The sequence below is a fragment of the Maribacter litopenaei genome, assembly GCF_025244665.1.
Lineage (GTDB): Bacteria > Bacteroidota > Bacteroidia > Flavobacteriales > Flavobacteriaceae > Maribacter > Maribacter litopenaei.
In genome coordinates, this window is sequence record NZ_CP104205.1 from 3,825,118 (window position 1) to 3,851,535 (window position 26,418).

Sequence of the window (26,418 nt, forward strand, 5' to 3'; positions counted from 1 at the left end):
GTTTAATCCTTGATATTGGCAGAAAGGTATTCCCTATTCATCCGGGCAATGTTTTCTAAGGATATTCCTTTTGGACATTCTATTTCACAAGCCCCTGTATTGGTGCAATTACCAAAACCTTCTAAATCCATTTGAGCGACCATATTCTTTACACGATCCACCGCTTCAATACGGCCTTGAGGTAATAAGGCATATTGAGAAACTTTGGCACCCACGAATAACATGGCAGAAGCATTTTTACAACTTGCTACACAGGCTCCACATCCAATACATGTTGCGGCATCCATAGCTTCGTCAGCGGCATATTTGGAAATAGGAATAGCATTGGCATCTTGGGTATTTCCGTAAGTATTCACGGAGATATACCCCCCGGCATGCTGTATACGATCAAATGAACTACGATCCACTACTAAATCCTTAATGACAGGAAAAGCCTTGGCCCTAAATGGTTCAATAGTTATGGTATCGCCATCCTTGAACATTCGCATATGTAATTGACAAGTGGTAATACCTCTATCAGGACCATGTGCTTCACCGTTTATGAACATGGAACAAGAGCCGCAGATACCTTCCCTACAATCATGGTCGAAAGCCACAGGCTCTTTTCCCTCGCTGATCAATTGCTCGTTTAGCACATCCATCATTTCAAGGAAAGACATGTGTTCAGAAATATCAGAAACCTTGTAATCGACCATGGATCCTTTATCCTTTGGTCCTTTTTGTCTCCAAATTTTTAAAGTCAGATTCATATTTTTTAGTTTTTATAAGAACTTCAGTAAAATTCTTATTTGTAACTTCTTTGTTTTAATTCTATTTCGTTGAACTCAAGTTGTTCCTTATGTAGGACGGCATCTGAAGGTTCTCCTTTAAACTCCCATGCGGATACAAAAGCAAACTCGGCATCATTACGTTTGGCCTCTCCTTTTTGCTCCCCGTCCTCTTCCACGGACTCTTCCCTAAAGTGACCTCCACACGATTCTTCGCGAACCAAGGCATCCTTTGCAAATAATTCGCCCAGTTCAAGGAAATCGGCAACCCTTCCGGCTTTTTCCAATTCACTGTTCAATTCATCGGCAGAACCGGGTACACTTACATTCTTGTAAAAATCTTCACGTAATGCCTTTATTTCTGCAGCAGCTTCCTTCAGTCCCTCCGCATTTCTAGACATACCACATTTGTTCCACATGATATTGCCTAGACGCTTGTGGTAGTAATCAACGGAATGGCTACCCTTATTGTTGATGAAGAAATCGATACGGTCTTTAACCGATTTTTCTGCTTCTTCGAACTCAGGTGTGTCTGTTGGTATTTTACCCGTTCTAATCTCATGGGATAAATAGTCTCCTATAGTATAAGGTAGTACAAAATAACCATCCGCTAGCCCTTGCATAAGTGCTGAGGCCCCCAATCTGTTGGCACCGTGATCTGAGAAATTCGCTTCCCCGATGGCATAACATCCAGGAATGGTCGTCATTAAATTGTAATCTACCCAAATACCACCCATAGTATAATGTACGGCCGGATATATCATCATTGGGGTTTCGTACGGATTCTCGTCCACGATTTTTTCGTACATCTGAAAAAGGTTCCCATATTTGGCTTCAACAATGCCCTTACCTAATTCATAAATTTTGGCATCGGTCGGGTTTTGAATACCGTGAATCTTCGCTTGCTCCTTTCCATATCTTGTAATGGCCGAAGCAAAATCCAAATACACAGCTTCCCCGGTAGCGTTAACACCATATCCAGCATCACACCTCTCTTTAGCTGCTCTAGAAGCAACATCCCTTGGAACTAGGTTACCAAAAGCAGGGTATCGACGCTCCAAGTAATAATCCCTTTCATCCTCGCTTAAATCCGTTGGTTTTTTATGTCCTTCCCGGATGGCCTTTACATCTTCAATATTTTTTGGAACCCATATCCTACCATCGTTTCTTAGGGATTCTGACATCAACGTCAATTTTGATTGATAGTCCCCAGATCTAGGTATACAGGTTGGGTGAATTTGCGTATAACAAGGATTGGCAAAAAATGCCCCTTTCTTATGTATTTTCCATGCTGCGGTTGCGTTGGATCCCATAGCATTGGTAGAAAGGAAATATACATTTCCATAACCTCCGGAGGCTATGACCACGGCATGGGCGGAATGCCTTTCCAATTTTCCAGTTACCAAATCCCTTGCAATAATTCCACGGGCTTTACCGTCTACCTTTACGATATCCAACATTTCATGTCGGTTGAAAGGCGTAATCTTTCCTCTTGCAATTTGCCTGTTCATGGCAGAGTAAGCACCCAACAATAGCTGCTGACCCGTTTGCCCCTTTGCATAAAAAGTCCTAGAGACCAATACGCCCCCAAAAGAACGGTTGTCCAACAAACCGCCATAATCACGGGCAAAAGGAACACCTTGGGCCACACATTGATCTATAATGTTGGCAGACACCTCGGCTAGACGATAGACGTTGGCCTCGCGAGAACGGTAATCCCCCCTTTAACGGTATCATAAAACAACCTGTAAACAGAGTCACCGTCACCTTGATAATTCTTTGCGGCATTAATACCACCCTGTGCTGCAATTGAGTGTGCCCGGCGGGGAGAATCTTGGTAACAAAAGGTTTTTACATTGTACCCCAATTCGGCCAGGGTAGCCGCCGCTGAACCTCCTGCCAAACCGGTACCCACAACGATAACATCGATGTTTCTTTTGTTAGCAGGATTCACTAGATTAATATAGTCCTTATAGTCTGATTCACTTCGTTTTCAACGGACCCTTAGGTACTTTTGAGTCTAATACAGACATAAGTATTTGGTATTAATGATTAAAATGATGATAAAGAGCAATAATTATAAATCCTAAAGGCAATAGAATCGCATACGCCTTACCAAAAGTTTGTAGTTTATTTCTTCTCATGGAACCAACGCCAGCAGATTGAAATGCGGAGCTAAAACCATGCATAAGGTGGAGTGATAAAAACACAAATGCTACAATATAGGCTCCAACCCTTAGTGGGCTCACGAATTTATGCGTTAGTTCTTCGTAGTAACGGTATCCTCCATCCGGTAATAATCCGGACATATCTCCTTCTATATACTTTGTGTTAATTTCAGGAATCCAAAAATCGATAAAGTGTAATACTAAGAATGCCAAAATGGCCAAACCGGAATAAATCATATTTCTGCTCATCCAAGATGAGTTGGCCCCACCATTGTTTTTGGCATACTTTTTTACACGAGCTCCTCTGTTCTTGGCTTCTAGAATGAAACCCATAACGAAGTGATAAATAACGCCAAAAATTAAAACGGGTTGAAAAATATACTGGATAAGCCAAAAAGTGCCCATAAAATGGGAGGCCTCGTTAAAGGCATTCGCACTGAAAACCGATAAGATGTTAATGGCAAAATGCTGAAGTAGAAAAATCATTAAAAAAAAGGCAGAAAGCGCCATCGCATATTTTCTACCAATCGAAGATTTAAAAAATCCGCTCATTAGTTGCTAGTTTAATTTGGACAAATTTAAAGCACAGGGCAGTTATTAACAAGTTTTCAAGAACCTAAGTAAGCTTATTTAGACCCATTTTAAGAATGCTTTGATTTCTGTTTAAAATGCTCTTATGAAAAAGTGGATTTGAGTGGTTTTCCTTAAACAAAAAAGAACAATTAAATTCCTCAAATTTTATGTCATTTTATTCCAAACATAAAAGAAGGATGGATAGTTTTTAAAATAAAAATCAAATGTCTTGATTAATGCCTTTTTTAGTATGATTTTTTATTTGATCTAAGCTCCATGCAACGGCTGTTTCCAAGTCGGTAAATTGCCGAAGCGACTCTTTAAAGAACATTTTCTCCAAAACGATGCTTGCAAAACTACCTTGTGTAGAACCTACAACACTGTAATAGGATAATTGATGCCTATTCTTATAAAATTTTAACCATTCTGTAGGAACTACCGTATAACTGTGTATCCTATTTGAGATATAGGCGATGGGCGTTTCCTCGCCAAAGATTTCCTTAGCTGCATCTACCGCTTTTTTAGCCATACTCCAATCAAACACAACACCCTCCTTCATTTCGGAAATGACAAGACCATCAAAATAATAAAAGACTCCAAATTCAAACTCCCTTACCTCACGTATCTTTTTAAAGTAAGGAATATCCTTTACAAGTTTCATACGAAGAATTTTAAGGTCAAATGCCTGTAAATGTAAGGTTTATTTGCGAAATAGAAGGTCAGAAAGCTATCACAATATGAGCATATTTAATTCTCCATATTCTTAAGTTGAATCTCCAATGCCTTGGTGGATAGTTGCACCTCAATAAAGGAAAGAATCAAGGAAATCATGAATGCCGGAAGACTAATACCGAATACAAGATTGGCCCAAAAGGTAAGTTGTACATAAATAAGCGACATCGTGATAACCGCCAACAAAAAGCTAAAAATGGCCGTAGCCTGCATATTTTTAATAATGGTCAACCGTTTTTGTAGTTTTTTTACTTGTAATCCAAGGGATTTGGAACCGGTCTCCTCAAATTTTTGATGTAGTTGACGTATCAATGCGGCAATAGCCAAATAACGGGCGTTATAGGCCAACATCGTCAATGAAATGGCGGGGAATAGTAATGCTGGAATTCCTAAGGTTAGTTCCATTTTGGATAAAGATTGCTACTCGATGGAGAACGTCTGAGTTTCTGTGGCACCATTCCCTGAAATTTGTACGGTATATTTCCCTTTGGGCAAGTAGGTTTTTCCATCTTCCGCCTCAGATAATTTTGTTTTATGTTGTTTTAAATAATTGTCTTTTCCAATTTTAGAGAAGGCCACATCAAAGGACAGAATATTGAATCCTTTTTCCCCATTTATTTCTGTTTCGCTTACCACAATATCATCGTCGCTCAAAACAGTGGCGGTATATGGACTTTTTTTAGAACTGTAAAAGGAAATATCCAATCCAGGCGTTTGAGGCCGTGACCAAGAATTTCTAGCGTTGCCCCATCTTGTAGAATTTTTAATGTCTGCCAATCCAAAAATTTTCAATTTGCTAAGTAAGGCCTCGGGCGTCATTTGTTGTAAGCTGGAAATGTCTATTTGGTAAATACTCCGTCCGTGGGTGCCTACCAATAGATGTTTCGCCTTTTCCTGAATGACCAGGTCATGGACGGCCACATATGGTAATCCATTATCAAGAACCTCCCAGGACTCACCTCTATTGAAGGAAACATACAATCCATTATCGGTGCCCACAAACAACAGATTTTCATTTTCCGGGTCTTCCAAAATCACGTTCACTGGAGAAGTAGGGATATTGTTCGAAATGGAGTTCCAAGTTTTTCCATAATCCTCGCTAACGTAGATGTAGGGTGTAAAATCATCCCAGCGATACCCGTTCAAAGTAACATATACCCGTTCCTTTTTATGTTTGGAAGCTGCAACGCGACTCACCCATAAATCTTTTGGAAAGGTATCGGATAGTGATTCCCAACTACCGCCACCATTTTTACTTATATGCACCAATCCGTCATCACTACCGGCATACAAGAGGCCGAACTTAAAAGTAGATTCGGAAATCGTCGTCAAGGTTCCATAAGCAACATTACCCTTTTTACCACCCTTTGTCAAATCAGGTGAAATGGTTTCCCAATCCCCCCCTTGGTTCAGCGAGCGGTGCAATTTGTTGCCCCCCAAATACAAAATGTCCTGATTATGGGAAGAGAGAAGAATGGGGGTCTGCCAATTGAATCTGTAAGGTGATTCCCCAAGTACATGTTTTGGTTGTATATAATCCCTTTTGCCGCTTCCCAAATCTATGCGGAAGTAATTACCGAACTGAAATCCGGTGTAGACAATATTCGAATTTCTATGGTCTATTTGCACCTGCATACCATCGCCACCAAGTATAGATTTCCATGGATATTGGCCAGATTGATGCCACTCTCTATTTTCTTCGGCGTTGTGGGGCCCCATCCAAACACCGTTGTCCTGTAAGCCACCGTACACATTGTAAGGCTCCCGGTTATCAACATTGATAGCATAGAACTGGCCAACGATCGGTGAATTGTTCTTTATCCAACTCTTTCCGTCATCGTAGGAGATATTGAGTCCGCCATCATTCCCGTTGATCAAGTGGCCTGACCTATTGGGGTTTATCCAAAGGGCGTGGTGGTCTGAGTGTACATTATCCTCATTGACAGCGGAATAGGTTTTACCGCCATCATCTGATTTTAGTAAGGGCACCCCTGCCAAATAGACTTTATCCACATTGGATGGATCCACGGTGATCTGTGCAAAATAATATCCATAACTATAGTAGAGACCGTCTATATAGTCCTCGTTTTGTTTTTTCCAACTGAGACCACCATCCGTACTCTTATAAACTTCAGCACCAATCACTGGGGTATCGAATAATTGAGAATTGGCATTTTCCGGATACTTGGCCAAGTCGGCCGGTTTTACCGCACCACTTCGCACCATTTGCTTCACGTTTTCGGCACGATATTTTTCTTGAAAATTATTGGTCTTAAGAAAGTCGTTTAATTGTTTGTCAGACAGTTTTAAGAAGGCATCCGTACCCATGGTTTTGAAGTCTTCCTTCTGAAGTCCTTCGGATTCCTTTGTGGCTTTGTCTGACTTTGGTCTTCTGAACTGATTGTCATGAACGGCATATACCGTGTTATCATCATAAACGGCCGCGACCGATTCTTCCCACTCCTTCACCGCTTGGGAAACTACTTTGGGGTGTGGTAATTTTTTTCCAACTGTTGCCGGCATCGGTACTTTTATAGATTCCGGAAAGATTACCGTTCCCTAAAAAATCCCAGGCTTTTCTGTCCTTTTGCCATGAAGCGGCATACATGATATTAAAATTATTTGGGGAATGGGCCACATCGATTATGCCTGTGTCATCGGCCACAAAAAGTGTTTTTTTCCATGTTTTACCACCATCCGTGGTTTTATAGATTCCTCGTTCTTCATTGGTGGAATACAGATGTCCCGTTACCCCTACCACTACTTCATCGGCATTATTTGGGCTGACCACAATACGCCCAATGTGATGAGAGTCGGGTAGTCCTAGATTGGCCCAATTTTCTCCTTGATCGGTCGATTTAAGAATGCCAATGCCCGCATAGGTTGAGCGTGAGGCGTTATTTTCCCCCGTACCCACATAAATGGTGCCCGAATCCCAATGCACGGCAATATCCCCAATGTTTTGTGTTGGTGTATTATCCATAATCGGGGTAAAAGTTGTCCCGTTATTGTTGGTATACCATAATCCACCGTAAGCATAGGCTACATAAAATTCTATAGGAGTTTTGGGGTTTACGGCCACATCCACCACACGTCCGCTCATAATGGAGGGTCCAATGTTTTTTAAGGGGATATTCTTTACCAAAGAGGTTTCGGCCATTTGGACTTTGTCCTCGAGCGCTTTTAATACCTGGTTTTGATTGGTGGGTTGAATTTGAGCCGATACTAGGGCAAATCCGAAAACGAGAAAAAATGGGTATAACTTCATAAAATAGTGTGCACTTTTATAGGTTGTTGAAAGGTAACGATTCCTTTCACTGGCGGCAAGCATGATTTTTGGTACTATTATTTTAACTCTAGCTCATCTGATGTAGCGGTCGTTTTGTTATAAATGGCTAAGTAACCCTCAATCATTTCTTCTAATTTTTCAGGATTACTTTGGGCCAAATTTTCTTGTTGACCTACATCGCCCTTTAGATTATATAATTGATACATACTGTCATTTCCCAATTCAATATCCACCAAATCGTTTTTAGCAGCCCCTTGATAAGGTGGAATCATCGCCCAATCCCCTTTTCTGAATGCGGTTCTCGGAAGTCGCTTCGATGACCAATTCTTCTCTGCCTACCTTACTTTTTCCCAAGAAAACGTCCAACAGGTTTTTGCTGTCTTCCGTGGAGGCATCGCTATTGACCAAGGCTGCCAAAGAAGAAAATATGATCCAACTGAGACACCATTGCTTCGGAAACCCCGGGTTTGATAGTGCCTTTCCAAAACGTTATGAAAGGCACGCGGGTGCCGGCTTCGAACAGACTGTATTTTCCACCTCGTAAAGGATCGGCAGGTTTATGATCTCCCAATTTTTCCACTGCATCGTCATAATAGCCGTCGTTTACCACTGGACCATTGTCACTTGAAAAAACGATCAACGTATTTTCCGTTAATCCTTCGCTTTCAAGGGTTTCCATAAATTCACCGATGACCCAGTCCGCCTCTACAATAACATCGCCTCTTGGTCCCATCCCGGATTTTCCAACGAACCTAGGGTGTGGTGTTCTTGGAACGTGGGGTTGCTGTAATGCATAATACAGAAAGAAAGGCCTGTTTTTATTATTTCTTACATACGCTTGCGCATCTGCGAGAAAGTAATCGGCCATATCCTCATCGACCCATTTGGCGGCTTCCCCACCCTTCATGAATCCAATTCGGGTATTCCGTTTACGATACTGTTATTATGGCCATGGTGCCACCTCATCTTTAAAAGCTCTGGATTTTCCAATCCGGTAGGTTCGCCCTCAAAATTCTTTTCGTAACTAACTTGGATAGGATCGTTAGGGTCAAGGTTAACGACGTCACCGTTTTTAATATAGACCGTGGGTACACGATCTTGGGTGGCGGCCAAAATATTGCTGTAATCAAAACCCACTTCATTAGGCCCGGGGTTAATTCTTGTATTCCAATCGATTTCACCGGCTCCCAAGCCCAAGTGCCATTTTCCAATAATCCCCGTAGCATAGCCTTTTGATTTCAATAGTTTGGGAATTGTATTTTGGGTGGTGTCGATAATTAACGAGGCCGACCCTGGCAGGATTTTAGCATTTTTATTTCGCCAAGGATACACACCTGTTAAAAGGGCATATCTACTGGGCGTACAGGTGGCCGAAGAGGCGTAGCCATTGGTGAATCTAAGTCCACCATTGGCCGTAACATCCATGTTCGGGGTTTCCAATTCCGTGGCCCCATAGGCACCAAGCTCACCATAGCCCAAATCATCCATATAAATAATAACGATGTTGGGTTTTTCCTCGGTACTTGATGAAGTGATTTCCTTTTTGTCTATTTCGTTTTTACAAGATAAAAGGGTAATGATGATTAAAAGAAACGTAATGCTATTCTTCATACCTTTTTTAATAAACTATTCCTCCCATTTCCAATCCCCACCAATGATGAGCTTTTCCTTTAAGTTGTTTTTGATCATAAACTCCTTGGTGGTCTCGCTATCCATCTTGGTCGCGGGGAGCGTTTCCGCATTGGCCAAGCCATAGAGCATCATGGTGCCAAATCGGGAAGTATTGGTCATGTGTTCTTCGTTTACTAGGTCAAAATCGTCACAATCGGAATGGTAACAGCCATAAATAGAACGGTCCAGGTTGCTGTGGACAGACAAAATGGGTACCCCCTCCAACATAAAAGGCTGGTGGTCACTATGCAACCCGGAACGGTTGGAAAACTCATTTTTATAGATAGTGTCCTGTTGTTGAATTGCTGCACCCAATTCGGTAAAAAAGGACTCATTTTCCAATTTTCCCCCGGCGTTCATACCAATGGGGTTGCCTGCCATATCAAGGTTCATCATGTATTTGATTTTATCCATGGAGCCTTCTTTTAAGGCTTCGGCAACCATATGTCGTGAACCAAAAAGACCCTGTTCCTCGCCCATGAACATCACAAATTTCACGGTTCTTTTTGGGTGAAGGTTATTGGCCTTAAAAGCTCGGGCAATATCTAATACCGCAAAGGAACCGATACCGTTATCTATGGCCCCAGTTGCCAAATCCCACGAATCCAAATGTCCTCCGATGACGATGATTTCCTCAAGGATTTCGCTTCCCGGTAGGGTGGCGACAACATTTCGGGCACTGATCATGTCACTGTTATTGGTCATTTCAATGGTGGCTGATGCCGTTCCTTCTTTTAGCGTTTCCTTCAACACCATACCATCTTCCATACCAATACAAACAGCTGGAATAGGAATCAGCTCCCCGGTGACCGAGGCGGTTCCCGTTAATAGTACCCCGTTGTCCACTTGGTTGATAATGATAATTCCCTTGGCGCCGTACTTTATGGCCAAAGCTGTTTTTTCACTTCGGTGCAGATTGGTCAAACCCTCCGGGCTTCCTTCCAAAATACTAATATATACTAGGGCAATCTTGTCTTCCACTGCTCCTGGTTTGGCCTCATAATCGGCCTCCAGCCCGTTGCCCATATCCACGATTTCTCCCGTCACCTTGGCTTCAACGGGTGAGTGTCCAAGGGTCACTGATTTAACCGGCTCTTCATTTATGGTGACGGATACAGTTCCCCTGGACCAAGCCTCTACTTCAAAAGTTTGGTACTCCACATCTTCAAAACCATATTCCTTGAACTTATTATAGGTGTATTCCTCTGCCTTGGCACCATTTTCAGAACCGGTCAACCGGTGGCCAATGGTTTCAGATGCTTCTTTTAAAGTGCTATAGCCCTTTGCATTTTGCTTGATTTCGGAATCTATACGGGCAAATAGTTCTGCCTGTGTTTCTGGTTTTTTCATTTCGCCGCAAGAGATGGCTAAAATGGCTGTTAAAACAATAAAGAGTTGTTTTCTCATAGGTCTGCTAGTTGTATTTAAATTATGATTTTATTTTTTGAGTATGTTGTATTTGTAGTTCGCTTTGTTTCAACCGGGAGTTCAATTGCTCTACTTCTAAGGATATGAATTTCTTAAACTTGGCATCTACCTCTCTAAGGCGTTCATTAAAAATGGCGTATACTTCCCGTTGTTGTATCCGTAGGTTTAAAGTCGGCACCAAACCCACCGATGTCGCTGGCCAAGGCACTCAGCCTACCGTAAAGTTTTATGGGGGATCTAAAGGCATCTTCACGGGCCCCTGTGAGATGAATGTCATAAAGACTGCCAGCTATGGCTATGGCCAAGGCACGTAATTCCTCGGCTTTTTTTCGATTCGCTTCGCGGCGTAACTTTGGGATGATTGCATTGAGCTCTGCCCTTATCGCTTCAATATCATTGATCATGGTTACGGCTAAGTTCATGGCATCGCGAAGTTCCAAGGAAAAGGCAACTTGTTGTTGGATGTCTTCGAGACTACCTTCCGTACTTGGGTCTTTTAAAACCTCCAGTTCCCTACTATATTCTTTGTTGCCAATGACCAGTTTTACCTTGTAGCTATTTGGAACCACCTTTGATCCATATTGGCCACGCATCAGGTCAAGGTCCCAGGTGACCAAAGGTCGCCATCCTTCACCATTGAGCTGTACCCATGGCCTTCCGGGTGGGGTTGACTGAAGTTTGGGTTTATACGTGGGTTCATAGCGTAGGTTCCACATGACCCTATTGACGCCTGGTTTGTTTGTTCCTTCCAAGGTCCGGACTACTTCATCGTCCAAGGTCAGAATCTGTATTTCAATTTTTTGATCGATACTATCTTTTAGGAAGTAATTGATTTCCGCACCATAGGCAGGGTTTGTTCCCGAATTTAAACTCGGGCCATCGGTTTTGATACTTTGTACATCTTGGAAACGGTATACCGGTCTTAGGCTGAAAAGATGGGCTTCTTTATCCTTGGCATCCAAATCGTATTCCCGCAAAGGGGAAATGTTGTCCATGATATAATAGCCTCTTCCATACGTACCCACCACTAGATCATCAAATCGTTCTTGGATTTCCAGCCAATAGACCGGGGCAGGGGGAGGTTGTTGCGCAAGCGCATCCAATGTCCGCCATCATCATGACTTAAATAGAGTCCATTATCTACCCCAAGGTAGAGCATACCCTCTCTTTTAGGGTCTTCCTTGATAACATGGGCAAAGCTATGGACAGATTTGGGTACCGTATCGCTTATTAACTTCCAGGTCTGCCCATAATCCTCGGTTTTGTAGACGTAAGGGTCAAAGTCCCCCATTTGATGCAGGTCTACCGTGATGTAGGCACTTCCCTTTTTATATCGGGATGTTTCTATGTTGGCAATGGTCCCCCATTTGGGAAGGTCAGGTATATTTTGGGTCACGTTTGTCCAGTTTTTACCGCTGTCTTTGGTTAGCTGTACTTGCCCGTCATTACTACCTGCCCATATAAGGCCCGGTTCCAATTTTGACTCCACAATGCTGAACAAAACCGACCCATCAAAGGTCATGAGATTGTCTACCGCGATGCCTCCGGAATTTTCTTGATGGCTTTTGTCGTTCAAGGTGAGGTCAGGACTGATCACTTGCCAGCTTTGTCCGCCATCATCACTTTGGTGTACATATTGGCTACCCACATAGACCCTATGTTTGGTATGTGGGGAAAAGGCCAAGGGAAAATTCCAATGCCAGCGGTATTTCAACTTTCCAGGTTCCCATCCATACCCTGCCTCCGGCCGTACCCGAACGTCACGAACGTGCCCTGTTTTAACATTGTAACGCTGTAACCCTCCATCATAACAGCCGGACCAAACAATGTCGTTGTCAAAAGGATCGGGTTGGGCAAACCCGCTTTCACAACCGCCTACGCCCTTCCAAAGACCCAAGGGTATATACCCCTGTTTACTGTTACTAGGTCCCATGTAGGAATACCCATCTTGGCGGTTGCCGTATACATTATAAGGAATCTTGTCATCAACGGCCACATGGTACATCCGGGCAATGGGTAAAACAATGCGCTGAAAAGTCTTTCCATGGTTCATACTGATACTGGCACCCCCATCGTGGGCTACCATAAGCTCGATCCGCATTGGTAGGGTCTATCCAAATATCATGGTTGTCGCCTCCCGCACTATAACCACTTTCAATGGTTTTACCACCATCTTTGGAAATGCTGAATTTTACACTAGCGAAATATAGCTCATTAGGATCGGCAGTTGAAACGGCCATACGCGTATAATAAGGGGCGCGTTCGGCTATGTCATGGTTGCGAGTTTGCAAATTCCAAGTATCGCCAAAGTCTTCGGAGCGGTATAAAGCCGGACTATCCATTTCAAAAAGGGCATATACGATATTGGGGCTTGCATGTGAAATGGCCACCGCCGTTTTTCCCACGGGATTTTCGCTACCACCTGGCAGGCCATTTTTGTACAAAGGTTCCCAAGTATCGCCACCATCCGTGGTCCTGTATATGCCTCCTCCCGGCCCCCCGCTATTAAGTCCCCATGTATTGATATGTATGCACCACATGCCTACTAGGAGTCGGTCTCGGATTTTTTGGATCCATGGCCAATTCGGCCGCTCCTGTATTCTCGTCCACAAAAAAGATACGTTTCCAACTTTTTCCCCCATCTTCGGTCTTGTATACGCCACGCTCCTGTTGCGATCCATAGGTATGGCCCAAGGCAGCTGCATATACAATGTCCGGATTGGTAGGATGAACAAGGACCCGACCGATACGCCCCGTTTTCTCAAGTCCCATGTTTTTCCAGGTCTTTCCCCCGTCTTCTGATTTATAGATGCCATCGCCCATAGCATGGGCGGGCCGAATCACAAATGTTTCGCCCGTGCCCACCCAAAGAATATCGGGCTTTGTTGGCGTAATGGCCACCGAGCCAATGGATGAAACGTCCTGAGCATCAAAAATGGGGTCCCAGCTGATACCTCCATCCGAAGTTTTCCATAATCCGCCGGAGGCCGCACCAATGTAGGTAGTCATAGGGTCACCTGGCACCCCGGCCATAGCAATGGTTCGGTTGCCTTCCGATCCTATAAAACGAAATCGTAGGTTCTTAAAAACAGCGGGATCCGTTTGGGCGAAAATCGAAACAAAGGATAATTGGAGGCATGCAATTAAAAAATACCGGATTTTCATGTCAATTGGTTGGTTTTGGTATAGAGTACAAGTTAGCCAATTGTTGTTTAAAAAACCTTTAAAGGGCATGTGTAATTATGGTAAATATGTGCCACATTCTTTATTAAAACAATGGCTATTGCTTAATTTTATGGCAAAATCACATTCTTTATGAAATACGAACAGATTCCAAGTTCCCTATTTATAAAAAACCGTAAAAAATTTATGAATCGTATGCGTCCCAAAAGCATTGCGGTTTTTAACTCCAACGATATTTATCCGATAAGTGCCGACAGTGTGGTGCCCTTTGAGCAGCATCGCGATATTTTCTATCTGAGCGGTGCCGATCAAGAGGAAACCATTTTGTTATTGTTTCCGGATGCGATGGACAAAAAACATAGGGAAATTTTGTTTGTACGTGAAACCAACGAACATATCGCCATATGGGAAGGCGAAAAATTGACTAAGGAAAAGGCGACCGAGGTTTCGGGTATCCGGACCATTTACTGGTTGAAGGAATTTGACAAGGTCTTTTTTGATCTGATGACCGAGGCCGACACCATCTATTTCAATACCAACGAGCATTACAGGCAGGCGGTGGAGACCCGGACTAGGGAAGACCGATTTATCCTCGCATGCCAACAAAAATTTCCGGCCCATCAAGTGGCCAAGAGCAACCCGATACTTCAAGAGATTAGGGGCATTAAGGAACCTGAGGAGCTGGAGCTAATGCAAATGGCCTGTAACATCACAGAAAAAGGTTTTAGGAGGTTGTTGGGCTTTGTAAAGCCCGGGGTCTACGAGTATGAAATAGAAGCGGAACTGCTGCACGAATTTGTTCGAAACCGATCCAAAGGGTTTGCCTATCCGCCTATCATAGCATCAGGAAACAACGCCAATGTGCTGCATTATTTGGAAAACAATAAAGCCTGTATGGACGGCGATATGTTATTAATGGACGTGGCGGCAGAGTACGCCAATTATTCCAGCGACCTAACCAGGACCATCCCGGTCAACGGCCGATTCACCAAACGGCAGAAAGATGTCTATAATGCGGTACTTAGGGTAAAAAATGAGGCGACCAAAATGCTAGTCCCCGGAACACTTTGGGCGGAATATCACAAGGAATGCGGCAAACTAATGACCTCTGAACTTTTGGGATTGGGACTGTTGGACAAGGCCGATGTGCAAAATGAAAATCCGGAGTGGCCAGCCTACAAAAAGTACTTTATGCATGGTACAAGTCATCATATAGGTTTGAATACACACGATTATGGCGCGTTGAAAACCCCTATGAAGGCCAATATGGTCTTTACCGTGGAACCGGGCATTTATATTCCCGATGAAAAAATGGGTATCCGTTTGGAGGATGATGTGGTAATACAGGAAAAGGGAGAACCTTTCAATCTAATGCGAAACATCCCAATCGAAGTGGAGGAGATAGAGGAATTAATGAATGCTTAATAAGCATCAAACTACAAAAATCAATAAGTTAAGCGTATGAAACTAGTATCGTGGAACGTCAATGGCATTAGGGCCACAGTAAAAAAAGGTTTTGCCGAAGTGGTGTCCAATTTTGATGCGGATGTTTTCTGTATTCAGGAAACCAAGGCGCAGGACGACCAGGTAGCAGAGGCCTTGTCCGGAATTACCGACTATACTTTATACACCAATAGTGCGGATAAGAAAGGCTACTCCGGAACCGGAATCTTGTCCAAACAAAAGCCATTGTCCTTTGGTAGTGATATGGGTATTGAGGACCATGATATGGAGGGCAGGATTTCCTATGCGGAGTATGAAGCCTTTTACTTGGTCAATGTGTATGTACCCAACAGCGGTAACGGTTTGAAGCGCTTGGACTATCGCTCGGATGGGATAAAGACTTTACGGATTATCTTCTTGGCTTGTCCAAAAAGAAACCCTTGATCATTACGGGCGATTTCAATGTGGCCCATACCGAGAACGATTTGGCCAATCCAAAATCCAACTACAACAAAACATCCGGATTTACCCAAGTGGAAATCGATGGGTTTGACCACATGCTCAACACCTTAAAGGTCGTGGACAGCTTTCGAACCCTCCACCCGGATACCTTCGATAAATATACCTTTTGGAGCATGCGGGGCGGAGCCGAAGCAGGAATGTGGGGTGGCGTATCGACTATTTTTTGGTGAGCGAATCGTTGTGGCACAAGGTGAAGTCTGCGGAAATTCATGATCAGATCATGGGGAGCGATCATTGCCCGATTAGTTTGGAAATAGATCTCTAATTATGAGCGTAGCATTGATCATACAGGATGTTTCCGAGATAGAAAAGAAAATGCAGGAGGCACCGGATAGTTCCTATGAAATAGGGGTTGCCATTGGCACCTATCTCCCTTTTGCAGTGTTGATTCCGGTGGCCTATTTGTTCTATTACTATTCAAAAAAGAGGAGGGATTATAAATAGGATAGAGCATAATTGCAGTGATGTTTAGGAAGTAGTCGAGAAGTAACCCAGTTCTTTGTTATATTGCTTCGTCATAATCTTTGACCACTAAGGCGATATGTGCAATTCGTTGTTTCAAATGAAATTTTTAATCATATTGTTATGCAATGTTCAATCCAGTTTCTCCCAAGTTTCATTATGACTGGGAATTTTCGCATTTAATATCTCTCCATTGGAATTAGTTGAGAAATCCACATAAATAGTCGTTCCTTTTATGTAAAATCGAGTTTCTGACTCGGATAAAGAGAAAAGGTTTGACCATTAGTTTTGAATTGTAAGGCACCATTCTCAATGAACATTTTAGATATCCTATTCGCCCCTACTAACTTGTAATCACTACAATATTTTTTTAATTCACTCTCGCTTAGGCTAAGAAATTCTTTATCTTCAAAAGTGATAACAGACCTTGTTTTTAAATTATATTCATCACCAGATTTTAAGGTGTAAAACTCTCTGCTACCTTTTGGTAATTCATAAATAGTGTCTCTTTCCTTCGACCAACGTGTTCCATCGTAGATAACAACATAGCTTTCCCCCAAAACTTCAAATGTATCCCCTTGAACAATTATTCCGGTATCCTCATCTATTCCTATACCCAATAATTCCGCCTGTTATCTAAGATTTCAAACATATCGAACTGTCTGTTTCTTTTTAGTAGATGTTGGTCAATAGCCACGTTCTTAATAAAACCCAAGCCCACTTCATGGTCTCCCATCATTTTTGTATTTCCATTAGAGTCTCCCCTTGCCAAATACGAACCTTGTATTGTGGCGCCAGCAGAGCCACCTGCGATTACTCCGCCTCTATCCAAGAGATTTAAAAATTCCGTATGTGCTTTTGTGTTTAAATAGGAGTCTGCATGTCGCCATTGTCTTCCCCCGCTGAAAATAACCCCCTGGGCATTTTTAATCGGTTCAACGAATTCGTCTGTATTGGCCTCCCGTGGATCTCTTGTATGTAATACAGTTACATTGTTAAAACCAGACTCAACAAATCTCTGTCTGTAATTTCTTAAAAACTCCTCCGAGAGGACTTCAGAAGAGACCGCTGTTGGAATAACGACTATTGGTGCATCCGCTCCGCCAATGCTTTCCATGAATTTATCTTGAAAAATCCCATGAATCCAATCACCGGTAATAATTAATGTGCCTTTTTCTGGGCCAATAGTTTGATCAGTATTTAAGTTAATAGGTTGTTGGCCATAGACATTATGAACAATGAATATTGACATTGTAAGGACAAAACATATAAATGCTAATTGGATTTTTCCCATAAGTTCTATGTCTTGCCTAATAAGGCGCAACGAAATCGGGCTCTGTTAATGGTTGATTGGTTTAAATTTAGCGAAAATGCAGCAATGAATTATAGCCGGTGTTGTGCACAGTATTTATTCCTCAACTTTATAGTATTCTTGTTCAGCTCCATCTTTTCTTGTAATTATTAGTTTATTGGAATTCAGATATTTTATTCCCGTATAGGTTTTTAGCCCTCCGAAATCGTGTTCAATCTCAAATCCCTTTTTGGTTTTTAATATTTTTATATCAGGTTGTTCTGTTTCAGATTTTTCTATTCTCCCATATTTTCTCACAATAAAGACTTTGAATTTTCCAATTCCATTATTTAATTCAAAACGATATTCTAAATCAGGTTCAGAGTCTATCTTTTTCCAATTTCCGTTTAGATACGTTTCAACTTCTAGGATTGTTTCACAACATTTTAATTCCTGTGCAAATAGAGTTATTGGTAAAAAAGTCAAAATTAGAATCAGAATTTTTCTCATAGTAACGATTTTTCTCATATTGTGCACAACGAGTTTGTATAACGCTAGTGGCGTTGTGTTGTCTTTATTTTAGGGAATCTAATTTACACAATTTGTAAGAAACTAATTAAATTTAGTCAGCAATGTCTTTGCCATTAGTGTTATACGTTGTTAGCAGTTGTTTTTATATTGTATTATATATTTCAAATGTTTCATTAAAATTCAGTTTTACGTCTTTATAGTCAGAAACTCCAAGTCCTGTTGACGAGCCTTCGAAAATAGTTATCTTCAGATCTTCACAATTAAATCGAATAAAGTTGAAGTATTGTTTTTGTCCGTAAATTTTAGTTCCGTTGATATCGAATTCATCTTTATCAACTCCAAATTCAATAAAATCAATTTTTTTTGATAAAAGTTTTCCGAGTGTTTCGTCCATTTTTGTTTCATAGACTTGCCATAAATCTGGTTCATTCGGAAAATTGTATTCTTTCAATTTGTTTTCAAGTAATGAACTTTCACGCAAGTTTATTTTTAAATGGCTACCATCAAAGTCGCCTTCAATTTCTAAATATTCATCAAATTCGGAGAATGTTATTAAAAATAGCCAAGGTAAATATTCGTCATTATGCCTGTCATCGTTATAATCTACTTGATATATTTTGTCAATTCTTTTTCCGTTAAGTTTACCTAACCAATTCCCTGTTTTGCCATTTAATTGAAAATTCATTTAGTGATGTTCTTAAATAACTGCTAACGTACGAGTATAGATCATTAATGATCTATACATCTTTTATATGTGTAACTAAGATAGGTATTCCCGTTTACACTTTTTTCATTCCTCCCCAATGCATGAAAGTATTGCCAACAACAAAAGCCAGGATAGCCGGTAATACCCATCCCATACTATAGATACTCAAAGGGATAAAGGCTTGTAATTCTTCCATAGCCTCGGAGAGGCCGATCGTACTAAGAAAATCAGGGATGCTAAAAAGAATGGTCGTCCATACCACTACCTTAAACACTTTGGACGAGGCATAGGTTTCCGGGAGGACATTCAGCAAAATCAACACCACGGTAATAGGGTAGATGATCATTAATGCGGGCAAGGCCACGGCAATGATATATCCCACATTAAACTGCCCCATAAGGACCCCTAACAGACATCCAACAATGGCAGTGATGAGATAGGCCTTTGAGGAATCATTGAAACGGGAGCGTATAAAATCCGAGGTTCCCGTTACAATACCCACGGCCGTGGTAAAACAGGCCAGGGCAACGAGCATACTCAAGAATAGATTGCCATAGGTGCCCAAGGCTTCGGTCGCCAATCCGGAGAGGAGTTCGGTTCGGGAAATGTCGGTATCAAAAAGGGAGTGACCAAGGCTCCGGAAAGAATGAGTCCCATATAGATAAGAAAGAGGGCCAGCCCTGCCAACCATCCCGCTTTGAGGATCAAGTCCTTTTTTTCTATATACGTTTTCTGCCGGTACCGTATATTCACAGATACGATTATAACACCGCCCACAACCACCGCGCCAATGGCATCAAAGGTTTGGTAGCCTTCCAAAATTCCGCTGGTAAATGGACTTTCAAAGGTGGCTTCGGAAAGCTATATTCCAAGGCGAAGGTTATAACGCCTACTAGGGCAATTAGGATAAGAAGAATGGCAGGGGTGAGCAATTTTCCAACAACATCCAAAATCTTGGAACGGTTCATGACAAAAACGAACACCAACATAAAATACAGGATGCTGGTAAGCAGAGGTGAGCTATCAAAAAAAGGGGCAATGGCCATTTCATGGGTAACGGAAGCCGTCCTGGGCGAGGGAAGGCCTATTGCAATGGCGTAGACCACTAAGGAGTAGCCCAAACTAAAGGCGGGCGACACCTTTTTCCCAAAATCGAAAATCGTACCCTGCAATTTGGCGTGTGCTAGAATGCCCAGCAATGGAATCAGCACAGCCGATGTGCAAAAACCTAGCGTTACCAACCACCATAAATCCCCCGATTTAAAACCCAACTGTGGTGGTAGAATCAAGTTTCCGGCACCAAAAAAAGGGAGAACAAGGCGAATGCCGTAACCCAAGTTTCCTTACTTCTGTACGCTGTTGGAATCATGGTGGGAAGATAGGTCAAAAACCGCAAACCCCTTGCCTAAAAAAATAAGACCTTGTTAAAACAAAAGTTGACCACATTTTTGGGCTACCTCACAACAAATTATGGTTCAGACGATTAAAATGTTATACATTGACAATAATTAGTGAAAACACCCCGTTTTCATAAGGCAACATAGAAAACCAAATAACAAAACCAATAGTGTACCGATCCCCAAATCGTACCAATTTTGAACCTAAAAATCCTAAGGCATGAAAAAACTTTTCTGCAGCATTTTTGGACATCATTACGCAGTCTCCAAAAAGGTGACATCCCACATCAAGGAATACAAATGCGTTCACTGTAGCAAGGAGGTTACTACCGATGTTAGCGGTAACCTATCCATATTAACTCCAGAACTACAGGATATCAACAGAACCTTGGAGCGTATTTACCAAAACAGACACAGCCAGCAAGTGGCGTAAAACCTGTCTTGCCAAAAACAGCATTCGTTTAAGAAACGTTGGTTTCTTCAACGTTGAAAGTATTCCTGGAAATTAAGTAAGCATCTTTATTCTTACCTGTCGTATGCCCCACAACGGATGAGGAAAGAATCGCGCTTTTTTTTCAGGATTTTTTTATTCTGTTTGGAATGAATTCCAACCCTGGGCCTTCAACGGAATCAGGGTTTCCGCCCTCGTGACCAAATTAGCCCCTTGAGACTTGTCCGTCATATGCCCTATTACCGTTAGATTGGGGTTTCCCTTGATCTTTGGAAAATCCGCCTGGTCAATGGTAAATAAAAGTTCGTAATCCTCACCGCCGCTTAAGGCAATCATGGTACCGTCCATCTTAAATTCCTCACAGGTGGAAATGACGGTGGGATCTAAGGGTATTTTGTTTTCATAGAGGGCACATCCTACCTCACTGTTTTTGCAGAGGTGCAGAATTTCCGAGGAAAGGCCATCGCTGATGTCGATCATGGAGGTCGGTTTCACTTTTAATTTGGCAAGTAGTTCCACGATATCTTTCCGTGCTTCCGGTTTCAATTGGCGTTCCACGATGTAGGCATAGGGTTCCAGATCCGGTTGATTGTTGGGATTTACCTTAAATACCTCTTTTTCGCGCTCCAAGACCTGCAACCCCATATAGGCACCGCCAAGGTCTCCGGTAACGACCAACAAGTCATTTTCCTTGGCACCTGAGCGGTAGGCAAGGTTTTCTTCCGAAGCCTCACCAAGAGCTGTAACACTGATCAACATTCCGGTTTTGGAGGAGGTAGTGTCTCCTCCGATCATATCAACACCATACGTAGTGCAGGCCAATTGTATACCGGCGTACAATTCTTCCAAAGCTTCTAATGGAAATCTATTGGATACGGCAATGGATACGGTAATCTGTGTGGCCATGGCGTTCATGGCATAGATATCGGAAAGGTTTACCATTACCGCCTTATATCCCAAGTGTTTCAAGGGCATGTAACTAAGGTCAAAATGAACACCTTCCACTAATAAGTCCGTAGAAAGCACGGTTTTCTTTTTCTTGAAATCCAATACGGCGGCATCGTCACCTATTCCCTTTATCGTTGTGGGCTGTTTTGTGGTAAAATGTTGGGTGAGATGTTCAATGAGGCCAAACTCGCCCAATGTTTCCAAGGAGGTCCTTTCTTTGTTCTTGTCTTCTAGCATCTTGCAAAAGTAAACAGGATATTTTATATCGTATATTTACCCTTGGGATAATTTTACTTTGATGAGGCCTACACGTGTATTTATAATGCTCTTACTCATTTGGGGATGTTCCAAGAGTGATGACAACCCTAATGACGGACAGGGCAATACCCAGCAACCGATTGATACATCCTTTGTGCCTTGCGAAAATGGATTTGCAGGGGAATACCCTTGTAATGGATACGATTTGTTGGGCCATTTTGACCTATCGGAATTTGGTGCGCAATCCGCCAACGATATTTGGGGCTGGACAGATACTTCCACGGGAAAGGAATATGCCATCATGGGCCTGGACAACGGAACTGTCTTTATCGATATTACCGATACTGAAAATCTGATATACTTAGGGAAATTGCCCACGGCAACCACTTCCAGCTCTTGGAGAGATATTAAAGTAATGGGAGACTACGCCTACATTGTGGCAGAAGCCATGGATCATGGCGTACAGATATTCGACTTAACTAAATTACGTGCTCCTGAAAACATACCGGAGGTATTTGAGGCGGACGGGCGTTATACTGGTATTGGAAATGCGCATAATATCGTCATCAATGAAAATTCAGGTTTTGCCTACCCTGTAGGTACGGATAGAAATGATGCTTTTAATGGAGGGGTTCATTTTTTGGACCTTACCAATCCAACGGCACCAACGGCCGCCGGAGGTTGGGGAATGAATGGATATACCCATGATGCGCAAGTGGTTACGTATACTGGACCTGATGCCGATTATTCAGGGGCTGAACTATTTGTAGGGGCCAACGAGACCCAAGTGGTTTTGGTGGATATAACCGACAAAAATAACCCTGTTGAGGTTGCAACACTTCCCTATCCCAATATTGGGTACACCCATCAAGGTTGGTTTACGGAAGACCATCGATATTTTATTTTGGGCGATGAGTTGGATGAGATCAATTCGGCTTCAGGTCAAGGACCTTGATTTTCGACATGTCAGACCTTGACAATCCCGTTTTGTTTGACACCTATTTGGGGCCAACGAGTGCCATAGATCATAATGGATATGTATTAGGGAACGAATTTTTCTTGGCGAATTATACCGCAGGAATGAGGGTTCTGGATATTTCGGGCATTGATGCCAAAAACATATCGGAAACCGGTTTTTTCGATACCTATCCTGTAGATGACAACACTAAATTCGACGGAGTCTCGGAGTGTATATCCCTATTTTGATAGTGGCAAGATTGTGGTGAGCGACATCAGCAATGGCTTTTTTGTACTCAAAAAATCCGAATAATATATGTGTAGGCATAGCTGGTTCATACTCGCCCTATTCATTTTTTCATGTTCTACGGATTTGGAGAACAACCAATCTAATCTTCTAAATAGTGATTTTAAAGGTACCGTGGAATGGATCAAGAATTTTGGGGGTAGTGGGGAAGATACGGGCCAAGCCATCATACAGACTTTAGATGGTGGATATGCCATACTTGGCTTTTCCAATAGTGTGGATGGTGATATTACAGATAAGGAATTAGAAGTCCATGACTATTGGCTCTTGAAATTAGATGCCGATGGAAACCTACAATGGAACAAAACCTACGGGGGTTCCAAAGATGACCGGGGCCAAAGTTTGGTACAGACATTTGATGGAGGCTATGCCCTTACGGGATATGCCATGAGCGATGATGGGGATGGATCCGTGAACAATGGTTTTCATGACAATTGGCTCTTGAAATTGAATGCATCAGGAGACATAGAATGGGAAAAGAGCTTCGGGTTTTCCTGGTCATGACCATTCATACGATATTCTACAAACAACGGATGGTGGTTTCTTTTTTACCGGTTTTTTGGATATTACCTCGGCTAGGGCGGATGGAAATACGGAAAAATTCAACTCGTTAACACGTCATGGCGTCGGGGAATTCGGGGTACCAAAATAGATGCCCAGGGTGAGCTTCTGTGGAGAGGTTATTTTGGGGGAAGTAACAACGATAGATCCCATGCCGTGGTGCCGTCTAATGATGGTGGATATGTGATGGCGGGTTTTTCGGAAAGTGATGATTTTGATATTAGTAATACGCAAGGAAGCTATGATTTTTGGCTTGTAAAAGTGGATGCAGCGGGCAACTTTGTCCGGGAACGTTCTTTTGGGGGAACAGGTATAGAAATTTCCTATGATATTGCCAATACCTTGGATGGCGGCTATGTAGTTGCTGGGAATACGTTCAGTGGCGATGGTGACATTTCTCAAAGCAAGGGAGAGTCGGATTTCACGGTTGATCAAGGTGGATGCAAACGGTAATCTGGTATGGGAGCGAACCTTTGGGGGCAGTCAGTTCGATGCTGCCCAGGCCGTCGTTAGCAGTAGAGACGGCGGTTATTATGTGGTAGGGAATTCCAAAAGTTCAGACCAGGATGTCACCGATAACACCGGTGAAAACGATATTTGGCTCTTAAAAACCGATGCAAATGGAAATCTTATATGGCAACAAACCTTTGGCGGGTCGGACATTGATTTTGGCTACGATGTGGTAGAAAGCGCGGATGGAAGCGTAGTCATTATCGGAGAAAGCATCAGTCCGGATTTTCCTGAAATATCTCCTAAAGGGAAGTCTGATTTAGTGGTGATTAAATTGCGTTAGGGCAAAGTCCCGTACACATAGAAAACCCCTATACTTTAATACGTTATAATAATGTTAGATCCTATTGGAAATAGGTGTCAATGAAGTATATTTGTAAACTATTTATAATTAATCCATTTTAAGATATGATACAAGTATCGGAAACGGCAAAAAAGAAGGTGATTACCCTTATGGAAGAGGAAGGGTTTGACGCTTCAAAGGATTATGTGCGGGTGGGTGTTAAAAGTGGCGGCTGCAGTGGATTATCTTATGAGCTGAACTTTGATAACAAAATGGAGGAAACGGATAAAATTTTTGAGGATAACAATGTCCGTATTGTTGTGGACAAGAAGAGCTTTCTATATTTGGTGGGTACCACCTTGGAATATTCCGGGGGCTTGAACGGTAAAGGTTTTGTCTTCAATAATCCCAATGCACAGAGAACCTGTGGCTGTGGCGAAAGTTTTTCATTATAATCGATAATTGCAGGATTGCAACTATTCAACTGAGAGTTTATGGCATATACTGAAGAGGAATTAAAAAAAGAACTGGAAACCAAGGAATATGAATACGGTTTCTATACGGATATAGAATCGGACACACTTCCTGTCGGTCTCAATGAGGAAATCATCATTGCGATTTCCAAAAAGAAGGACGAGCCGGACTGGATGACCCAGTGGCGTTTGGATGCTTTTAAAGCATGGCAGGAGATGGAAGAGCCGGAATGGGCCAACGTTACCTATAAAAAACCCGATTTCCAGGCCATTTCTTATTATTCCGCTCCCAACAAAAAACCCAAGTACGATAGCTTGGATGAGGTAGATCCGGAATTATTGGACACATTCAAAAAATTGGGCATATCCATTGACGAGCAGAAAAAACTGGCCGGGGTGGCAGTGGACATCGTGATGGACTCTGTTTCCGTAGCCACTACTTTTAAGAAGACTTTGGCCGAAAAAGGGATTATTTTTTGTTCCATTTCAGAGGCTATCAAAGAGCATCCGAATTGGTGAAGAAATACATCGGAACCGTGGTGCCTAAAAAGGATAATTTTTATGCCGCGTTGAACTCTGCGGTATTTTCGGATGGTAGTTTCTGTTATATCCCAAAGGGTGTTAGGTGTCCTATGGAGCTATCAACCTATTTCAGGATCAATCAGGCCGGTACTGGTCAGTTTGAAAGGACCTTGGTAGTGGCAGACGAAGGAAGCTATGTTAGTTACCTTGAAGGGTGTACCGCTCCTTCACGAGATGAAAACCAATTACATGCGGCCGTAGTGGAGCTTATTGCCTTGGATAATGCCGAAATCAAATATTCTACGGTACAGAATTGGTTCCCTGGGGATAAGGAAGGAAAGGGAGGTGTCTTCAATTTCGTTACAAAAAGAGGTTTATGTGAGAAGAATGCCAAAATATCCTGGACCCAAGTGGAAACGGGATCTGCGGTTACTTGGAAATACCCCTCTTGTGTGTTGAAAGGGGATAATTCTATAGGTGAGTTTTATTCCATTGCGGTAACCAATAATTTTCAACAAGCCGATACGGGGACTAAAATGATACACTTGGGTAAAAACACCAAGAGTACCATTATATCCAAAGGTATTTCTGCCGGAAAATCCCAAAATAGCTACCGCGGATTGGTGCAGGTGAATAGCCGTGCTGAGAACGCACGTAATTTCTCCCAGTGCGATTCCCTATTAATGGGTAATGAGTGTGGTGCACATACTTTCCCATATATAGAGGCGAAGAATAAATCGGCTCAAATTGAGCACGAGGCTACGACCAGTAAAATTGGGGAAGACCAAATCTTTTATTGCAATCAAAGGGGTATCGACACGGAAAAGGCGATTGCCTTGATCGTAAACGGGTTTAGCAAGGAGGTCTTGAACAAATTACCCATGGAGTTTGCTGTAGAGGCCCAAAAATTATTGGAAATCAGTTTAGAAGGTTCAGTAGGTTAAATGGTTAGGGGATGCCCCTCGAGCGCAGTCGAGAGGTCATT

Annotated in this window: 26 protein-coding genes and 5 pseudogenes; 11 read left to right on the forward strand and 20 right to left on the reverse strand. The window is 42.4% G+C overall.

Annotation, left to right across the window (positions count from 1 at the left end):
* Positions 1-2: 2 nt before the first annotated feature.
* The 12 genes and pseudogenes from NYZ99_RS20605 to NYZ99_RS20660 all read right to left on the reverse strand — a co-directional run bounded on the left by NYZ99_RS20605 (position 3) and on the right by NYZ99_RS20660 (position 13,793).
* Positions 3-749, reverse strand: coding sequence for a succinate dehydrogenase/fumarate reductase iron-sulfur subunit (locus NYZ99_RS20605; RefSeq protein ID WP_260572905.1), 747 nt, complete (start codon positions 747-749; stop codon positions 3-5).
* A 35-nt stretch (positions 750-784) separates the two neighbouring features.
* A pseudogene (locus NYZ99_RS20610) lies at positions 785-2,800 on the reverse strand (fumarate reductase/succinate dehydrogenase flavoprotein subunit).
* A 12-nt stretch (positions 2,801-2,812) separates the two neighbouring features.
* Complete coding sequence (locus NYZ99_RS20615; protein ID WP_260572906.1) at positions 2,813-3,487, reverse strand: succinate dehydrogenase cytochrome b subunit; 675 nt, start codon at positions 3,485-3,487, stop codon at positions 2,813-2,815.
* Between the two features lie 241 nt (positions 3,488-3,728).
* Positions 3,729-4,169 (reverse strand): hypothetical protein, encoded by a 441-nt coding sequence (locus NYZ99_RS20620; RefSeq protein WP_260572907.1) that lies wholly within the window; start codon positions 4,167-4,169, stop codon positions 3,729-3,731.
* A gap of 86 nt (positions 4,170-4,255) precedes the next feature.
* Positions 4,256-4,645, reverse strand: coding sequence for a DUF2721 domain-containing protein (locus NYZ99_RS20625; RefSeq protein WP_260572908.1), 390 nt, complete (start codon positions 4,643-4,645; stop codon positions 4,256-4,258).
* 15 nt (positions 4,646-4,660) lie between these two features.
* Positions 4,661-7,508 (reverse strand): annotated as a pseudogene (locus NYZ99_RS20630) (VPS10 domain-containing protein).
* A 77-nt stretch (positions 7,509-7,585) separates the two neighbouring features.
* Positions 7,586-9,140: pseudogene (locus tag NYZ99_RS20635) on the reverse strand (sulfatase family protein).
* Between the two features lie 15 nt (positions 9,141-9,155).
* Positions 9,156-10,607, reverse strand: a complete 1,452-nt coding sequence (locus tag NYZ99_RS20640) for a M20/M25/M40 family metallo-hydrolase (protein ID WP_260572909.1) — start codon at positions 10,605-10,607, stop codon at positions 9,156-9,158.
* A 146-nt stretch (positions 10,608-10,753) separates the two neighbouring features.
* The gene (locus tag NYZ99_RS20645; RefSeq protein WP_260572910.1) at positions 10,754-11,656 is read right to left on the reverse strand and encodes a hypothetical protein; all 903 of its coding nucleotides are present in this window, start codon (positions 11,654-11,656) and stop codon (positions 10,754-10,756) included.
* Positions 11,656-12,729, reverse strand: a complete 1,074-nt coding sequence (locus NYZ99_RS20650) for a WD40/YVTN/BNR-like repeat-containing protein (protein ID WP_260572911.1) — start codon at positions 12,727-12,729, stop codon at positions 11,656-11,658. The genes NYZ99_RS20645 and NYZ99_RS20650 overlap by 1 nt, the downstream gene beginning before the upstream one ends.
* Positions 12,614-13,168 (reverse strand): WD40/YVTN/BNR-like repeat-containing protein, encoded by a 555-nt coding sequence (locus tag NYZ99_RS20655; protein WP_260572912.1) that lies wholly within the window; start codon positions 13,166-13,168, stop codon positions 12,614-12,616. Before NYZ99_RS20655 ends, NYZ99_RS20650 begins: the two co-directional genes overlap by 116 nt.
* The gene (locus tag NYZ99_RS20660; RefSeq protein ID WP_260572913.1) at positions 13,134-13,793 is read right to left on the reverse strand and encodes a WD40/YVTN/BNR-like repeat-containing protein; all 660 of its coding nucleotides are present in this window, start codon (positions 13,791-13,793) and stop codon (positions 13,134-13,136) included. The genes NYZ99_RS20655 and NYZ99_RS20660 overlap by 35 nt, the downstream gene beginning before the upstream one ends.
* Positions 13,794-13,943: 150 nt before the next feature.
* Here NYZ99_RS20660 and NYZ99_RS20665 point away from each other — a divergent pair, with 150 nt between their 5' ends.
* The 4 genes from NYZ99_RS20665 to NYZ99_RS20675 all read left to right on the forward strand — a co-directional run bounded on the left by NYZ99_RS20665 (position 13,944) and on the right by NYZ99_RS20675 (position 16,220).
* Positions 13,944-15,236 carry an aminopeptidase P family protein gene (locus tag NYZ99_RS20665; RefSeq protein ID WP_260572914.1) on the forward strand — a complete coding sequence of 431 codons (1,293 nt, stop codon included), beginning with the start codon at positions 13,944-13,946 and terminating at the stop codon, positions 15,234-15,236.
* A 36-nt stretch (positions 15,237-15,272) separates the two neighbouring features.
* Positions 15,273-15,698, forward strand: coding sequence for an exodeoxyribonuclease III (locus NYZ99_RS22580; protein WP_338039184.1), 426 nt, complete (start codon positions 15,273-15,275; stop codon positions 15,696-15,698).
* Positions 15,695-15,946: a hypothetical protein gene (locus NYZ99_RS22585; RefSeq protein ID WP_338039185.1), complete on the forward strand. Its 252-nt coding sequence runs from the start codon at positions 15,695-15,697 to the stop codon at positions 15,944-15,946. Before NYZ99_RS22580 ends, NYZ99_RS22585 begins: the two co-directional genes overlap by 4 nt.
* Before the next feature lie 97 nt (positions 15,947-16,043).
* Complete coding sequence (locus tag NYZ99_RS20675; RefSeq protein ID WP_260572915.1) at positions 16,044-16,220, forward strand: hypothetical protein; 177 nt, start codon at positions 16,044-16,046, stop codon at positions 16,218-16,220.
* Between the two features lie 251 nt (positions 16,221-16,471).
* On the opposite strand, the gene NYZ99_RS20680 is transcribed toward NYZ99_RS20675, so the two are convergent.
* The 7 genes from NYZ99_RS20680 to NYZ99_RS22600 form a co-directional block, all read right to left on the reverse strand.
* Entirely contained in the window at positions 16,472-16,858 is a 387-nt protein-coding gene (locus NYZ99_RS20680) for a hypothetical protein (RefSeq protein WP_260572916.1), read from the reverse strand.
* Complete coding sequence (locus tag NYZ99_RS20685; RefSeq protein ID WP_260572917.1) at positions 16,849-17,355, reverse strand: cyanophycinase; 507 nt, start codon at positions 17,353-17,355, stop codon at positions 16,849-16,851. The genes NYZ99_RS20680 and NYZ99_RS20685 overlap by 10 nt, the downstream gene beginning before the upstream one ends.
* A 291-nt stretch (positions 17,356-17,646) precedes the next feature.
* On the reverse strand, positions 17,647-18,039 hold the full coding sequence (locus tag NYZ99_RS20690; protein WP_260572918.1) for a hypothetical protein: 393 nt from the start codon (positions 18,037-18,039) through the stop codon (positions 17,647-17,649).
* Positions 18,040-18,202: 163 nt separating this feature from the next.
* A complete protein-coding gene (locus tag NYZ99_RS20695) occupies positions 18,203-18,745 on the reverse strand; it encodes a hypothetical protein (RefSeq protein ID WP_260572919.1) in 543 nt (180 codons plus the stop codon).
* A gap of 94 nt (positions 18,746-18,839) precedes the next feature.
* Positions 18,840-19,346: a branched-chain amino acid transport system II carrier protein gene (locus NYZ99_RS22590; protein ID WP_338039186.1), complete on the reverse strand. Its 507-nt coding sequence runs from the start codon at positions 19,344-19,346 to the stop codon at positions 18,840-18,842.
* Entirely contained in the window at positions 19,304-19,585 is a 282-nt protein-coding gene (locus NYZ99_RS22595) for a branched-chain amino acid transport system II carrier protein (RefSeq protein WP_338039187.1), read from the reverse strand. The genes NYZ99_RS22590 and NYZ99_RS22595 overlap by 43 nt, the downstream gene beginning before the upstream one ends.
* Positions 19,528-20,103, reverse strand: coding sequence for a branched-chain amino acid transport system II carrier protein (locus NYZ99_RS22600; protein WP_338039188.1), 576 nt, complete (start codon positions 20,101-20,103; stop codon positions 19,528-19,530). Before NYZ99_RS22600 ends, NYZ99_RS22595 begins: the two co-directional genes overlap by 58 nt.
* 280 nt (positions 20,104-20,383) lie before the next feature.
* On the opposite strand from NYZ99_RS22600, the gene NYZ99_RS20705 reads away from it, so the two are divergent.
* The gene (locus NYZ99_RS20705) at positions 20,384-20,596 is read left to right on the forward strand and encodes a hypothetical protein (RefSeq protein ID WP_260572920.1); all 213 of its coding nucleotides are present in this window, start codon (positions 20,384-20,386) and stop codon (positions 20,594-20,596) included.
* A gap of 153 nt (positions 20,597-20,749) precedes the next feature.
* Here the strand turns inward: NYZ99_RS20705 and thiL are convergent, their stop codons facing one another.
* Positions 20,750-21,799: a thiamine-phosphate kinase gene (thiL, locus tag NYZ99_RS20710; protein ID WP_260572921.1), complete on the reverse strand. Its 1,050-nt coding sequence runs from the start codon at positions 21,797-21,799 to the stop codon at positions 20,750-20,752.
* Positions 21,800-21,884: 85 nt separating this feature from the next.
* Between thiL and NYZ99_RS20715 the strand changes: the two are divergent.
* From NYZ99_RS20715 to sufB, 6 genes and pseudogenes are all read left to right on the forward strand, one after another.
* A pseudogene (locus tag NYZ99_RS20715) lies at positions 21,885-23,026 on the forward strand (choice-of-anchor B family protein).
* Positions 23,027-23,093: 67 nt separating this feature from the next.
* Complete coding sequence (locus tag NYZ99_RS20720; RefSeq protein WP_260572922.1) at positions 23,094-23,588, forward strand: hypothetical protein; 495 nt, start codon at positions 23,094-23,096, stop codon at positions 23,586-23,588.
* 216 nt (positions 23,589-23,804) lie between these two features.
* Entirely contained in the window at positions 23,805-24,098 is a 294-nt protein-coding gene (locus NYZ99_RS20725) for a hypothetical protein (protein ID WP_260572923.1), read from the forward strand.
* Positions 24,082-24,438, forward strand: coding sequence for a hypothetical protein (locus NYZ99_RS20730; RefSeq protein ID WP_260572924.1), 357 nt, complete (start codon positions 24,082-24,084; stop codon positions 24,436-24,438). The genes NYZ99_RS20725 and NYZ99_RS20730 overlap by 17 nt, the downstream gene beginning before the upstream one ends.
* A 125-nt stretch (positions 24,439-24,563) precedes the next feature.
* Complete coding sequence (locus tag NYZ99_RS20735; RefSeq protein WP_260572925.1) at positions 24,564-24,893, forward strand: HesB/IscA family protein; 330 nt, start codon at positions 24,564-24,566, stop codon at positions 24,891-24,893.
* Between the two features lie 39 nt (positions 24,894-24,932).
* A pseudogene (gene sufB, locus NYZ99_RS20740) lies at positions 24,933-26,377 on the forward strand (Fe-S cluster assembly protein SufB).
* The last annotated feature ends 41 nt before the right edge of the window (positions 26,378-26,418 follow it).

What these genes read in the sequence shown, in the direction of transcription:
- NYZ99_RS20605 (WP_260572905.1), bottom strand. Translation starts at nt 749, where the DNA reads ATGAATCTGACTTTAAAAATTTGGAGACAAAAAGGACCAAAGGATAAA.
- NYZ99_RS20735 (WP_260572925.1), top strand. Translation starts at nt 24,564, where the DNA reads ATGATACAAGTATCGGAAACGGCAAAAAAGAAGGTGATTACCCTTATG.
- NYZ99_RS20665 (WP_260572914.1), top strand. Translation starts at nt 13,944, where the DNA reads ATGAAATACGAACAGATTCCAAGTTCCCTATTTATAAAAAACCGTAAA.
- NYZ99_RS20695 (WP_260572919.1), bottom strand. Translation starts at nt 18,745, where the DNA reads ATGAATTTTCAATTAAATGGCAAAACAGGGAATTGGTTAGGTAAACTT.
- NYZ99_RS20675 (WP_260572915.1), top strand. Translation starts at nt 16,044, where the DNA reads ATGAGCGTAGCATTGATCATACAGGATGTTTCCGAGATAGAAAAGAAA.
- NYZ99_RS20690 (WP_260572918.1), bottom strand. Translation starts at nt 18,039, where the DNA reads ATGAGAAAAATTCTGATTCTAATTTTGACTTTTTTACCAATAACTCTA.
- NYZ99_RS20620 (WP_260572907.1), bottom strand. Translation starts at nt 4,169, where the DNA reads ATGAAACTTGTAAAGGATATTCCTTACTTTAAAAAGATACGTGAGGTA.
- NYZ99_RS20650 (WP_260572911.1), bottom strand. Translation starts at nt 12,729, where the DNA reads ATGCGGATCGAGCTTATGGTAGCCCACGATGGGGGTGCCAGTATCAGT.
- NYZ99_RS20685 (WP_260572917.1), bottom strand. Translation starts at nt 17,355, where the DNA reads ATGGAAAGCATTGGCGGAGCGGATGCACCAATAGTCGTTATTCCAACA.
- NYZ99_RS20615 (WP_260572906.1), bottom strand. Translation starts at nt 3,487, where the DNA reads ATGAGCGGATTTTTTAAATCTTCGATTGGTAGAAAATATGCGATGGCG.
- NYZ99_RS22580 (WP_338039184.1), top strand. Translation starts at nt 15,273, where the DNA reads ATGAAACTAGTATCGTGGAACGTCAATGGCATTAGGGCCACAGTAAAA.
- NYZ99_RS20660 (WP_260572913.1), bottom strand. Translation starts at nt 13,793, where the DNA reads ATGAAAATCCGGTATTTTTTAATTGCATGCCTCCAATTATCCTTTGTT.
- NYZ99_RS20705 (WP_260572920.1), top strand. Translation starts at nt 20,384, where the DNA reads ATGAAAAAACTTTTCTGCAGCATTTTTGGACATCATTACGCAGTCTCC.
- NYZ99_RS20640 (WP_260572909.1), bottom strand. Translation starts at nt 10,607, where the DNA reads ATGAGAAAACAACTCTTTATTGTTTTAACAGCCATTTTAGCCATCTCT.
- NYZ99_RS20655 (WP_260572912.1), bottom strand. Translation starts at nt 13,168, where the DNA reads ATGTGGTGCATACATATCAATACATGGGGACTTAATAGCGGGGGGCCG.
- thiL (WP_260572921.1), bottom strand. Translation starts at nt 21,799, where the DNA reads ATGCTAGAAGACAAGAACAAAGAAAGGACCTCCTTGGAAACATTGGGC.
- NYZ99_RS20625 (WP_260572908.1), bottom strand. Translation starts at nt 4,645, where the DNA reads ATGGAACTAACCTTAGGAATTCCAGCATTACTATTCCCCGCCATTTCA.
- NYZ99_RS20720 (WP_260572922.1), top strand. Translation starts at nt 23,094, where the DNA reads ATGTGTAGGCATAGCTGGTTCATACTCGCCCTATTCATTTTTTCATGT.